Genomic DNA, 13,360 nt, shown 5'->3' on the forward strand with positions numbered 1-13,360 from the left:
CCTGTGAACGGCATGCGGATCGCCTGGCGCGTCACGCGTCTCAACTTCCGTGCGCAGCTGGAGTACCGCACGGAGTTCCTGCTGATGATCGCGATCGGCGCGATCTGGCAGGTGTCGGTGATCGTGTTCGCCACCGTGCTGCTGACCCGGTTCACCGGGATGGGCGGCTGGGACAGCTCGGAGGTCCTGCTGATCCCGGCGACGAGGATGCTCGCGCACGGGCTGTTCGTCCTGCTGCTGGGCCGGGTGCACGGCGCGGGCCGGCAGATCCAGGAGGGCAGGATCGACATCTACCTGACCCGCCCGATGCCGGTGTACCGCCAGCTCCAGCTGGCCTTCTTCCCCACCAACGCGATCGGCGACCTGACGGTCGCGGTGGGCCTGATGGTCGGTGCGCTCAGCCGCAGCCAGCTCGATTGGACGCCGGGCCGGGTCTCCTACCTGATCGCGGCGGTCATCGGCGGCATGTTCCTGGAGGCGGCCCTCTTCACGGCGATCACCTGCGCGGCACTGCGCTTCCCGGCTGCGGACTACTGGAGCCGCTGGCTGGAGGAGCTCCTCGGCACCTTCGGCAGCTACCCCCTGAACGTCCTCCCGAAGGCGGTCGGCGGTCTCCTCACCTACGGCCTCCCCCTGGCCTTCGTCGCCTACTTCCCGGCGGCGGTCCTGACCGGCCACGGCCACGACACCGGCGCCCCGTACTGGCTGGCGGCGGTGTCACCGCTGCTGGGCGTGGTGGCGTATCTGGGGTCGCGGGTGCTGTGGGGGTGGAGTCTTCGGCATTACGCGGGGGTCAATGGGTGACGCCGGTGGTGCCGCGGTCTCAGGCACGTCGGACCGGTGTGAGGAGCGCCGCGCCCGCCACGAGTACGCACGCGGTGCCCGCCATCAGGCCCACCGGCGCGGTCCCCTGACGTTCCGCCGCCCAGGTCAGGACGGCCGCGCCGATCGGGGCCGCTGAGTAGTGCAGGGTCCAGAAGGCGGCGGTGACCCTGCCCAGGAGGGGTTCCGGGGTGATCTCCTGGCGCAGGGACATGGAGCAGGTGCCCGCCACGGCGACACAGGCCAGGAAGGCGGCGCTCAGGGCCGCGACGACGGGCACGTCCCGCGCCCAGCCCATGCCGGCGAAGGCGAGCCCGCACACCGCGACCGCGACCGTCCAGGTCACGCCGAAGCCGAGCCGGCGGCGGACCCGGGCCACCAGCAGGGCGCCGGTGATCGTTCCGAGCGCGCCGACGGCCATGACGGTGCCGACCGTGTCGTCGCCGTGGCCCAGGTCGTACTTGAGGTGGTAGATGATCAGGTCGTTCAGGCCGAAGGTGAGGAAGCTGAACACGAACAGCAGCGCGGTGAGCGTACGCAGGACGCGATGGCCACGCAGGAAGGCCACTCCGGTCCGCAGGTCCCGCCACAGGCCGGTGCGTTCGGGAGTCTCGGCGGGGCGTGGGCGGAACCGCACGAAGAGCGTGCACAGCGCCGACACCCCGAAACTCGCCGCGTCCACGCCGACCGCGGTGGCGGGGCCGGTCCAGGCCGCCACCACTCCCGCGCACACCGGTCCCAGCACTCCGGCCGCGGCGGCCGTCGCGTTCAACCGCCCGTTGGCCTCGGTCAGTTGCCCGGTCCCGACGAGACTCCGTACGACGGTGACGTACCCGACGGCGAACAGCATGCCGACCGCCTCGCACACCGGCAGCACCGCGTACAGCAGCCAGACCCGCGGCCCGGACAGCCACACCAGCGGAATCACGCCGTACAGCACCATGCGCACGAGGTCGCAGCCGATGAGCAGCCGCCGCCGGTCGACCCGGTCCACCACCACGCCCGCGAACACGGCGGCGACAACCGAGGCGGCCCCGCCGACCGCCGTCAGCTGTCCCATCCGGGCGAGGGAGCCGGTGGCCTCCAGCACGAGCAGCGGCAGCGCGATCAGGGCGAAGGAGTCACCGAGGACGGAGAGGGTCTGGGCGGCCCAGAAGACGGCGAAGTCGCGTTGCCGCCACAGCGGAGGAGAAGAAGCCCGCGATGGCGGGGACTTGTCGGCCGTGCCGTCCCGCTGAGCCTCGTGCGCCATGCCCCTCCCCCGGTCCCGGACGACCTGGCAACCTTAGGGTCGCCGACGCCGGCACGGAAACGACTTTCGGCCGACGGAAGTCGGCTGCCGCCGTCCACCCCGCACACGGTCCGCCAACCTTCGGCCCCAAGCCTGGCCCGGTGCTTCGATGCCACGGTGGGTCAGCAGGCACAGGGGCAACAGCCCGGCGAAGAAGGCCACTTCGAGTACGAGACTGTCCTGCCGTCGTCAGCCGATCGTGCCGTCGATCACCGCCAGCAGGACCGGATGCACCAGATAGACCGAGTAGCTGATCGTTCCCAGTCCGGTCAGCATCGGCGGTACGCGTCGACCGCGCGACGCCAGTCCGACGCCGAAGGTGAGCACAGCCAGCAGAAACGCGACGATCCAGCCGCGCCGCGCGAAGTGGTCGTCGGTGCCGGACCAATACGCGCTCCCCACGGCACAGACGACCACCAGGACAGCGGCGCCGGCCGTACGTCCCCACGTGCTCTGACCGTTCTCGGCACGGTGGACGGCGGTGCCGAGGAACATCACGGCGAGGATCACCAGACCTTCCCACAGCGGGACCGTGCCGTTGAAGGGGACCAGGACGAGCGCCAGGACGCCGCCCAGCACACCCCCTAACCCCCGGAACACGGGCGACCTGGCGCTCGCGCAGCAGATGGCGAGCACCATGGTGATCGAAGCGCACACGATCAGAGGGGCCGTGCCGACCTGGCCTGACAAGGCGGAGGCGGGCAGCACCACACCAGCCGTCACGCTCGCCGCGGAGAGCACTGCCAGGGTGACCGCGATCGCCGCGGACTGCCGGTGGAGCCGCACCGTGAACAGGGCGACGACCAGCAAGTAGAAGGACATCTCGTAGGAGAGCGTCCACAGGACCAGCAGGACATTGGGCGTTCCCAGTAACTCCTGCAGCATCGTGGCGTGGGCGATCACCACGATGACGGTGCTCTGCCGGCCGAAGTCACGCAGCTCCGCAACCCCCAGCAGGTTGGCGGCGAGGAGCACGGTGACGACCACAGCCCACAGCGGGTAGACACGGAAGATCCGCCCGATCCAGAACGTCCGGACGCAGCCCCGGCGTTCCAGTGACGCGGGGATGATGTAGCCGCTCACGAGGAAGAACACCATGATGCCGTAGCGGCTGGTGCTGAACTGCGGCATCAACTCCCGCCGGAAGTCCGCCATGAAGGTGTACGAGGAGTGGTCGAGGACGACGACGAGTGCGGCGATACCGCGCAACGCGTCCAGCCATGCCAGCTTCGCCGGAGCGGGGACGAGGGGTTGGGGATTCATGCGTGCGCGGAGTCCTCTTCGATCAGGCAGGCAGGCCCCGGTCGGGGTGCTCTGATCACCGAGTTCACCGGCCGGTGCATTGTTCGGCAGTACCGTTCTGGCGGCCGAACATTGAACGGGGTGAAGGTGTGGCGGGGCGTCGTGAGGTGCCGTTGGATCCGGCGGCGGGTCCGGTGCAGCGGTTCGCGTTCGAGTTGCGCAAGCTGAGGCTGGGGGCGGACGGGATCACCTACCGGTCGCTCGCGCAGCGGGCGGGCTATTCGGTGACCACGCTGTCGCAGGCCGCGGCCGGCGAGCAGTTGCCGACGCTTCCGGTGGTGCTGGCCTATGCAGGGGCCTGCGGTGCGGACCCGGCGGAATGGGAGGCCCGCTGGAAGGCGGCGGTGGAGGAGTGCGCCGGTCACGGTTCTCGCGGCGACGCCGGAGCACTCGCGCCGTACCGGGGTCTCGCACGGTTCGAGACCGGGGACAGCGACCTGTTCTTCGGCCGGGAACAGCTCACGGCGGACCTCGTCGATTTGCTGGGCCGCCGACGGTTCGCCGCGGTCTTCGGCCCTTCCGGAAGCGGCAAGTCCTCCCTGCTGCGGGCCGGCCTGATACCCGTCCTCCGGCGCGCTCAGGAGCCGGGCCCGCGCCCGGCCGCGATCCGGATTCTGACACCGGGCGAACACCCCGCCCGCAGCCACGCACCGCTCCTCACACCCGCGATTCCCCGCGACGGCGACGCCGGGGCGGACACGTTCGTGATCGTCGACCAGTTCGAGGAGGTCTTCACCCTCTGCCACGACACGGCCGAGCGCGCCCGCTTCATCGATCTGCTGCTGACGGCCCGCCGGCCCGAGAGCCGTCTGCGGGTGCTGCTGGCGGTGCGCGGCGACTTCTACGGCCGCTGCGCCGAGCACCGTGAGCTGGCCGACGCGCTGCGCGACGCCAACCTCCTGACCGGAGCGATGAGCCGGACGGAACTGCGCGACGCCGTGGTCAAGCCGGCCACGGCCGCAGGACTGACCGTGGAACGCGCCCTCACCGCCCGGCTCGTCGAAGAGATCGCCGACGCGCCGGGCGGCCTGCCCCTGCTGTCCCACGCGCTGCTGGAGACCTGGCGCCGCCGCCGCGGCAAGACCCTGACCATGGCGGGGTACGAGGCGGCGGGATGCCTGGACGGCGCGATCGCCAAGACCGCCGAGGAGGTCTACGGCCGGTTCACCGAGGACCAGGCGACCGCGGCCCGCCGGGTGCTGTTGCGCATGGTCGCCCCCGGTGACGGCACGCCCGACACGCGTCGTCCCGTCGAGCGCGCGGAACTCGGCGACACCGGCCGGGTGGTGGAGGCCCTCGCCGGAGCGCGGCTGCTCACCCTGGACGGCGACACGGTCGAGATCGCCCACGAGGCACTGCTCACGGCCTGGCCCCGGCTGCGCGGGTGGATCGAGGAGGACCGCGAACGCCTACGGGCGCACCGGAACCTGACCGAAGCGGCCCACGCCTGGCAGGAACTCGGCCGTGAGGTGGGCGCGTTGTACCGGGGAAGCCGGCTGGCCGCCGCCCAGGAACACTTCGGCGGCGCACCGCGCGAGGACCTGACCGACCTGGAGCGCGCCTACCTCGACGCCGGCCGCGACCACGAGCAGAAAGGCCGTCGCCGGTCCCGGCTGGTGCTCACCGCCGTCACCGCGGCCCTGTGCCTCGCCCTCGTGGCCGCCGGCCTCGCAGTGGGGCAGTGGCAGAGTGCAGTATCGGCCCAGCAGCTGGCCCAGTCCCGGCAACTTGCCGCCCAATCCGGTGCGTTGCTGGACTCCGACCCCGACCTCGCGGCCCTGCTTGCCGTCCACGCCTACCGGACCAGCCCGACTCGCGAGGCCACCGCTGCCCTGTACGCCGCCGCGGCACTACCGCTGCGCAAGCGCCTGGTCGGCGGCACCGAACCGGTGGATTCCCTCGCCCTCAGCCCGGACGGGCGCACCGTCGCCGACCAGACCAGGGACGGCACAGTACGGATCTGGGATCTGCCAGGAGGCCGGCTCCGACACACGTTCACCGGCCCCGCCGAAAGCGGCGAAGTCTCGGCGTTCAGCCCCGACGGACGCACCCTCGCCATAGCCACCGGTGGCGTCATCCGCAGGTGGGATCCGGTCACCGGCAAGCAGCTCGGAACCCTCACCATCCCCGGCGGTGCGATACGCGGGATCGCCTTCAGCCCTGACAGTCGTACCGTGGCCGCCGCCTCCTCGACGACCGTACGGGTGTGGGACATGGCCACCGGCCGCAAGCGGCGCGGATTCACCGGGCACCCCTACCCGGAGGCGGTCGCCTTCGGCTCTGACGGACGGACCGTCGCAGCAGTGGGCCTCGACGGACTCGTGCGGGTGTGGGACGTGACCACCGGCCGTACCCGCACCGTCCTCGGCGGCCAAGTCGACGGCAGGGCCGTGGCTTTCAGCCCTGACGGACGGACGTACGCGATCCGCGTCGACGGTGCGGTGCAACTGCGGGAGGTGGCCACCGGGATCGTCCAGCACACCTTGAAGGACGTTCCCGTCGGGATGAGCGAGCTGGCCTTCGCCCCCGACGGGCGGACGATCGCCGTCCCGCGCCTCGACGACACGGTGCGACTGTGGGACACCGCCTCCGGGGTGGCGCGGGCCACCGCGACCGCCGGGCACCAAGGACGTGGAACCATGCAAGTGGCCCTCGGTGCGGACGGCCGAACCCTGGTCACCAGCAACAACGGGGACCCCGAGATCCGTGTCCACCGCCTGCCCGCCGATCTCTCGCAGACCACTCTGCCCGGCTCCGCCGACACCTCCGTCGACGACATGGTCTTCAGCCCGGACGGACACGCGGTGGCCACGGTCCGCCAAGGGCCGGTCGGCCGTGGGGAGGTACAACTCTGGGACGCCGGGACAGGCGATCGCGAAGCCTCCCTGACGCTCGACACGGGCCCGGCTTTTAGACGAAAGCAGCCGTCCTTCTCCGTCAGTCGCCTCGGTGCCGTGGGCTTCGATCCGACCGGCCGTGTCCTGGCTGCCAGGTCCGTCAGGAAGGGGGTGATCGAGGTCCGGGATGTCGCCACGGGCCGACTTCGCCTGAGCCGGGCCCTGGGAGCCGGCGGCACGGCGGTCTTCAGTCCCGACGGGACACGGCTCGCCGTCGTCGGCCGGCAGGGGGCGGTACACCTCTTGAACCTCTCCACCGGCGTACGGCACACCGCGGCGCAGCCCGGCAGCCGGAGGATGGCGTTCACCCCGGACGGCCGCTCACTCGCGGCAGTGGGCACCGAGGCCGACGGCGACCAGGTCAGGCTGTTCGACGCCGCGACGGGACGCACCCGGCGCACCATCAAGCTGAGCACCCAGTTCCTGTGGGCCTTCACGTTCAGCCCGGACGGGCGCACCCTGGCCACCGTGAGCGGCAGTCGCGGATCAGTGATGATGTGGGACACGCGCACCGGCCGGCTCCGGAACAGCTTCTCTGTCGGCGGTGCAGTGACGTCGCTGGCCTTCAGCCCCGATGCGCGCACCCTGGCCGCTAGCGTGGCGAGAGGCGTCCAGTTGTGGGACCTCGCCACCAGCCAGAACAGACTCACCCTGCCGACGCGCTCACCCGAAGTGGTGGCGTTCAGCCCCGACGGCCGCACTCTGGCCGTCAGCGCGGACGGCTCCGTCGGCCTGTGGAGCGTCGACCTGCCCGACCCGGCCCGCGCGATCCGCGACATCTGCGCGGCCGTCGACACCGACCTCACCCCTCCACAACGGACCCGCTACCTGCACGACCAGTCCACGGGAACCGGCTGTCGGCAAGCCGCGCGACAGGAGGAGTCAGCCGCCGCACGCTCCCACTCGGACCTCCGCCCAAACGGTCTTGTACGCCCCGCCCGGCCGGAGTTCGACACCCCACTTCTCCGCCAGCGCCTCGACGAGGAGCAGTCCCCGCCCTCCCTCGTCCGCCTCCCGCTCCGGCACCGGCAGCCGGTCCACCCTCGCGTCGCTCACCTCCACCCGCAGCGACTCCTCGCGCAGCAGCAGCCGTACGCGGAACCCTCGCCCCCTCACCCGGCCGTGCCGTACGGCGTTCGCGGCCAGCTCGGCGACGACGAGCGTGACGTCCTCGTTCGGTTCGCCGCCGTGGGCGTACCCCCAGACGTCCATCCGGTTGGCGACGAGCCGCCGGGCCCGCCGGGCACCGGGCGGGGTGCAGGCGAAGAGCTGGGTGAACGTGCCGATGACGACGGGAGGTTGGAGATCGGTCTCTGCGTGCATGCCCCAACCGTCCCGGGCGGGAAGGGTGTCGGCCAGGCACGAAACTCGTACGCTACGGGTTGTACGAGTCACGGAGTGGACAGTGGCCGTGACGGTCCGTGACCATGGGTGATCTGGCGGGGTAGGCACCAGAGCACCCGGGAGTTACCCGTATGACCGACAGCACCATCGAGACCATCGGTGTCGAGAAGAGCGCGAACGAACCCGAACCGTCCGACAGCCTGAAGGCGTTCGGCGAGGCGCACAAGGCCTTCCGCAGGAGGGCCGGACACACACAGGAGGAGTACGCCCCGCTGGTGGGCTATCAGCCGTCCACGGTCGCGTCGATCGAACAGGGCCGCCGTTTCCCCCAACGCCGGTTCGTCGACCGGGCGGAGGAGATCCTGGACGCGTTCGGCGTGCTCAAGGGGGTGTACAGGCACGCGACGCGGGAGAAGGGGCTGGCCTCGTGGTTCCGGCAATGGGCCGAGTTGGAGGAGGTGGCGATCAGTCTGTACACCTTCGAGAACCGGTTGGTTCCGGGGCTGTTGCAGACGGAGCGGTACGCGCGGACGTTGTTCAGCGAGCGGGTGCCCGTGCTCACCGACTCGGAGATCGAGGCCCAGCTCACGGCTCGGCTGGCACGCCAGTCGCTACTCGGGGAGCGGCCCAACACGTCGTTCAGTTTCATCGTCGAGGAGCATGTCCTACGGCGACCGACCGGCGGGGAGGAGGCCAAGCGCGAGCAGATCGAGCACCTGCTGGAAGCCACCGAGCCGCGCAACGTCGAGTTCCAGGTGATGCCACTGTCACGCGGCTATCACCCCGGTCTGAACGGGCCCATCCGGCTACTGGAGACACCGGAGAACGAGTGGTTCGCCTACTGCGAAGGCCAGGAGAACAGCCAGTTCATCGTCAAGCCGCAAGCGATCAGCATGCTCCACATGCGCTATGCGAAACTTCGCTCACAGGCTCTGACTCCTGAGGACTCCCGGAGCCTGTTGGAGCGGATGCGAGGAGCATGATGACCACGACTGAACTGGCCTGGTTCAAGAGCAGCTACAGCGGCGACGACTCCGGCGACTGCATCGAAGTGGCCGCCGCCCCCACCACCGTCCACGTCCGCGACTCCAAGAACACCACCGGTCCCCAACTCGCCCTCTCCCCCGTCACCTGGTCGGAGTTCGTCGCCTTCGCCTCGCGGAGCTGACCTCGGCAGCCGTTACAGGCTGGGGGCGGGTGCTTCCTCCAACTCGGCGAGTCGAGCGAGGATGCGGCGGGGCAGTTCGGCCGCCTCCAGCCGGAACGGGGTCCAGCGGTCCATGGAAGCCGGCTTCATGGACGCGGAGAACCGGAAGCGTCCCTTGCTGTTCGGCTCGGGCACCATCTCGGCGAACTCGAGGCTGGGTACCAGCCATGCGGTCATGATCGCCCCCCGTTCCACGTCCACGGCGACGAAGAGCATGTCGAGGTCGGAACGCGGCTGGAACGTCTGCGAGCGGACGAAGGCCATCAGCCTGCCCTGCCGGACCTGGACTCCTGTGGACATCCTGGCCTTCACCTGCACGGCCAGGGTCACGGTGCCGCCGCGCCGGTGGAAGACGAGGTCCACGCCCTCGTCGTCCACGAGCGAGGTGGAGACGTTCAGCTCCCCGCCCGTGGCGAGAATCGAGGAAGCCGCGACCAGGTACTCGGCGGCCTTCCCCATCCGCGCGGCGGCCGGGCTCTTGTCCAGGTACTCCTCGTCATCACTCATGACGTGAACCTACTGTCCTGGCAGGGCATTTGGCGCTTGACGCTCGATCCTCACCAGGCTTTCGGAAAACCCTTGGCAATTACCTAGGGGTCCTAGGTAATCTGCTGCCATGAGCCCCCGAGTAGGCCTCACCGCCGACCGCCTCACCGAGGCCGCCGCCGACCTCGCCGACGAGGTCGGCTTCGAGAACGTCACCCTGGCCGCCCTCGCCAAGCGCTTCGGCGTGAAGGACGCGAGCCTGTACGCGCATGTCAGGAACCTTCAGGACCTGCGCACCCGGGTGGCCCTGCTCGCCGGTGGTGAGTTGATCGACCGGATCGCCGTCGCGGTCGCGGGGCGGGCCGGCAAGGACGCGCTGACCGCCTTCGCCGGCGCCTACCGGGCGTACGCGCTGGAGCGGCCGGGACGGTACGCGGCCACCCAGATCCGGATCGACCAGTCGCTCATCGCCGGCACCCCCGCGCTCCGGCGCACCGCCGAGATCACCTACGGCATGCTCCGTGCCTACGGCCTCGCCGAACCCGATCTCACCGACGCGGTACGCCTGTTGCGCGCCACCTTCCATGGTTACTGCGCCCTGGAGTCGACGGGCGGATTCGGCGCGCCCCGCGACGTACAGAAGTCCTGGGACAGGGCGGTCGACGCCCTGCACGTGACACTCGAGAACTGGCCCCAAGAGGAGAACACCGATGACTGACCCGCACTACGACATCACCGGCCACGGCCCCTTACTGCTCCTGCTTCCCGGCGGCGCCGGACACCCGATGGGCCTCGGCCCGATGACGGAGTCGCTCTCCGGGCACTTCACCGTCGTCACCTACGACCACCTCGGCCTCGCCCACGGCCGCCTCGGCGAACCCGTCCAGGACCAGCGGGTCCAGGACTGGAGCGACGGGGCGCGGCGCGTGCTGGACGAGACGCTTCCGGAGAGCGAGTCGGCGTACGTCCTCGGCACCAGCGCCGGGGCCATCGCCGCGCTCGATCTGGCCGCCCGGCACTCGGAGCGGCTGCGGCACGTCGTCGCACACGAACCGCCGTGCGTCGGGGTGTTGCCGGACGGAGCACGGCAGCAGGCCGCGTTCGGGGAGGTCTGTGACGTCTACCGGGCCAAGGGGCTCGCGGCGGCGGGCGCCCTGATGACCGCCGTTCTGGAGGATCGGGCGGCGGGGGAGCTCCCTGAGGGCCAACCCCTCAGCCGTGAGGAGGAGTTGTCGAGCCCGATGGCACTCCAACTCGCCCATGTCCTTCGGCCCTTCACGTCGTACGTCCCCGACGCGGGCCCCTCGCAGACCCGCCTCACCGTCGCCGCGGGCACCGACTCTCGTGGTCAACTCCTTTACCGAACCGCTGAGTTCCTCGCGAAGGCGCAACAGGCCGACTTCGTCGAGTTTCCCGGCGGTCACCTCGGCATCCTCCAGCACCCGGTGGACTTCGCCGAACGGCTCACGCGGACGCTGCTCGGGGACGGCGACAGGTCCTGACGGCACGGCAGCGGGCCAAGCACCGCAAGATCGGCGGCAACGTTCGCACCCTCTGCGGCGACCTGAGGGTATGACTTCCGCAAGACACACATCGCGCGACGCCGACAACCCCCGAGGCCCCGTTCACGGCGCGGCTCGCGACACCCCTCGCAACCTGCCCGCCACCACCCCCATCGCCGATCTGGTGCGCTGGGCGAAGATGCGGTGGCGCATCGAGCACGACTACCGCGAGCTCAAACAGGGCTTGGGCCTGGGCCAATGCGATCGACCCCGGCCGACGGGCCGGCGGCCGGGGGCACTGAGAGGCCTGGCCGCACATGCTGACGGCTCCCGTCCCGCGAACAGGGAAGGGAGCCGTCCAGGTGTGTCCCGAGGCGTTATGCCTTCAGCGGGTCATGCGTGGCGGTGCGAATGCCGGTTGCCGGTGACGAGGCGGTAGAGGGCGAGCAGGATGACGGAGCCGGCGATCGCGGCGATCCAGGTGGAGAGTTCGAAGAACCCGTCGATGGAGTCGACGCCGAAAATGACCTTGCCGAGCCAGCCGCCGAGCAGACCGCCGACGATCCCGATGAGCATGGTGATGATGATGCCGCCGGGGTCCTTGCCCGGCATCAGCGCCTTGGCGATGGCGCCGGCGAGCAGGCCGATGAAGATCCACGCGATGATGCCCATGGTGCCTCTCCGCTTCGTCGTATAAAGGTTGTGTCAGATCATCGTGTGCACCGATCGCGCCCGAACAAACGTCTTCTCCCAAACCCGGTCGTGCCGGCGCGTGATCCAGAGGAGTGGGCCCGGGAGGGGAGGAGCCGTGATGAGAACGGACCGGTCCGGATCGCACGCGCCATGACCCGACCACTCCCATCCGTCTCATCGCCGCGATGCTCTGCTGACCACACTGAGCTTGTCTTGTAACCTCCGAGGCCGTCGCGCTCGATGATGCTCTCGGGTCGCCTGGTCGTTTTCCCGACGTCACAGAGAGTCGTGGGGCGGCGGTTCTTGGAGCCAAGCGGCCTACCTGGTCCGGGCGTTGAGGGATTCGGTGCACGGGCCGGGCACTTGAGGTGCGGGCGGAGGTTCCGAAACCCTTCTCCCGCTACTTCCAGTCCAAGGAAGACGTCGTCGTACACATGCTCGCGGGAGCCGGCGCGCAGATGTGCGCGGAACTGCGCGCCCGCCCTGACGACGAGCCACCCGCGCCGGCGCTGCGCCACGCACTGTCCGTGTTCACCTCCCTGTGCGACGCCGATCCGGACAAACCGCTGCACGTGAGCAGGCTGATCCTGAACACGCCGGCCCTGCTGGCCCGCTTCCTGGAGCGGCAGTCGCAGTGCCAGGCCGAGATGGCCGACATCCTCGCCCGACGCACCGGAGCGGATCCCGACGCCGACCTGCGCCCCGCCCTCGCCGTCGGCGTCGCCCTCACCGCGTTCCAGACCGCGCTGCGCCGCTGGGTGGACAGCGACGGCGCCAAGGCCATGGACGAGCTGGTCGACCAGGCTTTCGCGATGATCACCCCCGCGCTTGACCTCAGCACAGTGGGAACGCCCGAGGGGACCCCTGGGCAAGCTGCCCCGGACGGTGGCTTGCCCACTCCGGCCGGGGCGCGCTGAAGTGGGCAAGCCCGGCCGGACATCCCGACCGTGGCCGGTGGAGGTGACGTGGTGCGAAGTTTCGAGACGGGCGAGACGGTCGTACGGCGCGACGTGCACCGCTCGGGCCGGGTGTGGAGCGAGCAGGCGCTGCGGGTTCTCGCGGACATCGACGAGGCGCTGGTGACCGCCTGTGCGCCCGGGGCGGAGGCCCGCTGGCCCGCCCTGTACGCGAAGGCCCGCGACGACGGGGACCGCTCGGTGCGCACGGAGGCGTTCGAGGCGATGGCGACCGGCCGGTGGGAACTCGCGGACGCGGTGTGGCAGGAGACCGACCTGCTGCTGTGGAAGCCTCCGGCGACCTGGTTCAGCATCAACGCCTTCTTCGTCCCCGACGGCGCCGGGCGGCGACTGCGGAACTGGTACGTCAACTTCGAGCACCCCACCCGCCGTACCGAGGCCGGGTTCGACACCTTCGATCTCACCGTGGACCTGCTCATCCACCCCGACCTCACCGGCTGGGAGTGGAAGGACGAAGACGAGTACGCGCACGTGCGCCGCCTCGGCATCGTCTCCGACACCGAGCACCAGGCCGTCGACGACGCCCGCGCCCAGGTGCTGGCGATGCTCGCCGACCGTGCCGGTGTCTTCGCGCACGCGGAGCGGTGGGCGGCCTGGTCGTGGGAACCGGCCTGGCCTACGCCGCGCCTGACCCGGCCCACCGTGGCCGCGGAGAGGATTGCACCGGAGGGCGGCTGAACCCGCTTCCACTACTCCGGCGACACACCCTGACCTTCAGCCCGCTGGACGCCGTGACCTACGGCCGGCCTTCGATCAGCCGGCTGGCCGTGTTCTCGATCCACAGCAGTGTCCACTCGACGCCGGCCCGTCACCCGGGCTCCGCACCGTCATACCGGCCT

Annotated in this window: 11 protein-coding genes and 2 pseudogenes; 8 read left to right on the plus strand and 5 right to left on the minus strand. The window is 70.4% G+C overall.

Translation table 11 applies throughout. The features are described from left to right. Positions 1 to 3: 3 nt before the first annotated feature. A complete protein-coding gene (locus ACGFWE_RS08745; RefSeq protein WP_352381763.1) occupies positions 4 to 804 on the plus strand; it encodes an ABC-2 family transporter protein in 801 nt (266 codons plus the stop codon). Positions 805 to 823: 19 nt separating this feature from the next. Here the strand turns inward: ACGFWE_RS08745 and ACGFWE_RS08750 are convergent, their stop codons facing one another. Both ACGFWE_RS08750 and ACGFWE_RS08755 read right to left on the minus strand, forming a co-directional pair. After that, a complete protein-coding gene (locus ACGFWE_RS08750; protein ID WP_393598802.1) occupies positions 824 to 2,074 on the minus strand; it encodes an MFS transporter in 1,251 nt (416 codons plus the stop codon). A gap of 33 nt (positions 2,075 to 2,107) precedes the next feature. Beyond that, a pseudogene (locus ACGFWE_RS08755) lies at positions 2,108 to 3,376 on the minus strand (acyltransferase family protein). A 128-nt stretch (positions 3,377 to 3,504) separates the two neighbouring features. On the opposite strand from ACGFWE_RS08755, the pseudogene ACGFWE_RS08760 reads away from it, so the two are divergent. Continuing rightward, positions 3,505 to 7,182: pseudogene (locus tag ACGFWE_RS08760) on the plus strand (helix-turn-helix domain-containing protein); the annotation flags it as partial. A gap of 12 nt (positions 7,183 to 7,194) precedes the next feature. Here ACGFWE_RS08760 and ACGFWE_RS08765 read toward each other — a convergent pair. After that, positions 7,195 to 7,635: an ATP-binding protein gene (locus tag ACGFWE_RS08765; RefSeq protein WP_393598980.1), complete on the minus strand. Its 441-nt coding sequence runs from the start codon at positions 7,633 to 7,635 to the stop codon at positions 7,195 to 7,197. 152 nt (positions 7,636 to 7,787) lie between these two features. Here ACGFWE_RS08765 and ACGFWE_RS08770 point away from each other — a divergent pair, with 152 nt between their 5' ends. After that, entirely contained in the window at positions 7,788 to 8,639 is an 852-nt protein-coding gene (locus ACGFWE_RS08770) for a Scr1 family TA system antitoxin-like transcriptional regulator (protein WP_393598804.1), read from the plus strand. Further along, the gene (locus tag ACGFWE_RS08775) at positions 8,636 to 8,824 is read left to right on the plus strand and encodes a DUF397 domain-containing protein (protein WP_393598806.1); all 189 of its coding nucleotides are present in this window, start codon (positions 8,636 to 8,638) and stop codon (positions 8,822 to 8,824) included. Before ACGFWE_RS08770 ends, ACGFWE_RS08775 begins: the two co-directional genes overlap by 4 nt. A 12-nt stretch (positions 8,825 to 8,836) precedes the next feature. Here the strand turns inward: ACGFWE_RS08775 and ACGFWE_RS08780 are convergent, their stop codons facing one another. Then, on the minus strand, positions 8,837 to 9,370 hold the full coding sequence (locus tag ACGFWE_RS08780; protein ID WP_352381766.1) for a hypothetical protein: 534 nt from the start codon (positions 9,368 to 9,370) through the stop codon (positions 8,837 to 8,839). 109 nt (positions 9,371 to 9,479) lie between these two features. Between ACGFWE_RS08780 and ACGFWE_RS08785 the strand changes: the two genes are divergently transcribed. Together ACGFWE_RS08785 and ACGFWE_RS08790 are read left to right on the plus strand one after the other, a co-directional pair. Beyond that, entirely contained in the window at positions 9,480 to 10,067 is a 588-nt protein-coding gene (locus tag ACGFWE_RS08785; protein ID WP_393598808.1) for a TetR/AcrR family transcriptional regulator, read from the plus strand. Beyond that, complete coding sequence (locus ACGFWE_RS08790; protein WP_393598810.1) at positions 10,060 to 10,851, plus strand: alpha/beta fold hydrolase; 792 nt, start codon at positions 10,060 to 10,062, stop codon at positions 10,849 to 10,851. The genes ACGFWE_RS08785 and ACGFWE_RS08790 overlap by 8 nt, the downstream gene beginning before the upstream one ends. Positions 10,852 to 11,244: 393 nt before the next feature. Here ACGFWE_RS08790 and ACGFWE_RS08795 read toward each other — a convergent pair whose 3' ends face one another. After that, on the minus strand, positions 11,245 to 11,523 hold the full coding sequence (locus ACGFWE_RS08795) for a GlsB/YeaQ/YmgE family stress response membrane protein (RefSeq protein ID WP_352381772.1): 279 nt from the start codon (positions 11,521 to 11,523) through the stop codon (positions 11,245 to 11,247). Between the two features lie 455 nt (positions 11,524 to 11,978). Between ACGFWE_RS08795 and ACGFWE_RS08800 the strand changes: the two genes are divergently transcribed. Beyond that, a complete protein-coding gene (locus tag ACGFWE_RS08800; protein WP_393598812.1) occupies positions 11,979 to 12,461 on the plus strand; it encodes a TetR family transcriptional regulator in 483 nt (160 codons plus the stop codon). A gap of 48 nt (positions 12,462 to 12,509) precedes the next feature. After that, positions 12,510 to 13,199 (plus strand): DUF402 domain-containing protein, encoded by a 690-nt coding sequence (locus ACGFWE_RS08805; protein WP_393598814.1) that lies wholly within the window; start codon positions 12,510 to 12,512, stop codon positions 13,197 to 13,199. Positions 13,200 to 13,360: the final 161 nt, after the last annotated feature.

This window comes from Streptomyces sp. NPDC048523 (assembly GCF_043199815.1).
Lineage (GTDB): Bacteria > Actinomycetota > Actinomycetes > Streptomycetales > Streptomycetaceae > Streptomyces.

Coding starts and splice junctions, on each gene's coding strand:
- ACGFWE_RS08770 (WP_393598804.1), top strand. CDS start 7,788: ATGACCGACAGCACCATCGAGACCATCGGTGTCGAGAAGAGCGCGAAC.
- ACGFWE_RS08800 (WP_393598812.1), top strand. CDS start 11,979: ATGCTCGCGGGAGCCGGCGCGCAGATGTGCGCGGAACTGCGCGCCCGC.
- ACGFWE_RS08750 (WP_393598802.1), bottom strand. CDS start 2,074: ATGGCGCACGAGGCTCAGCGGGACGGCACGGCCGACAAGTCCCCGCCA.
- ACGFWE_RS08780 (WP_352381766.1), bottom strand. CDS start 9,370: ATGAGTGATGACGAGGAGTACCTGGACAAGAGCCCGGCCGCCGCGCGG.
- ACGFWE_RS08785 (WP_393598808.1), top strand. CDS start 9,480: ATGAGCCCCCGAGTAGGCCTCACCGCCGACCGCCTCACCGAGGCCGCC.
- ACGFWE_RS08765 (WP_393598980.1), bottom strand. CDS start 7,635: ATGCACGCAGAGACCGATCTCCAACCTCCCGTCGTCATCGGCACGTTC.
- ACGFWE_RS08790 (WP_393598810.1), top strand. CDS start 10,060: ATGACTGACCCGCACTACGACATCACCGGCCACGGCCCCTTACTGCTC.
- ACGFWE_RS08795 (WP_352381772.1), bottom strand. CDS start 11,523: ATGGGCATCATCGCGTGGATCTTCATCGGCCTGCTCGCCGGCGCCATC.
- ACGFWE_RS08775 (WP_393598806.1), top strand. CDS start 8,636: ATGATGACCACGACTGAACTGGCCTGGTTCAAGAGCAGCTACAGCGGC.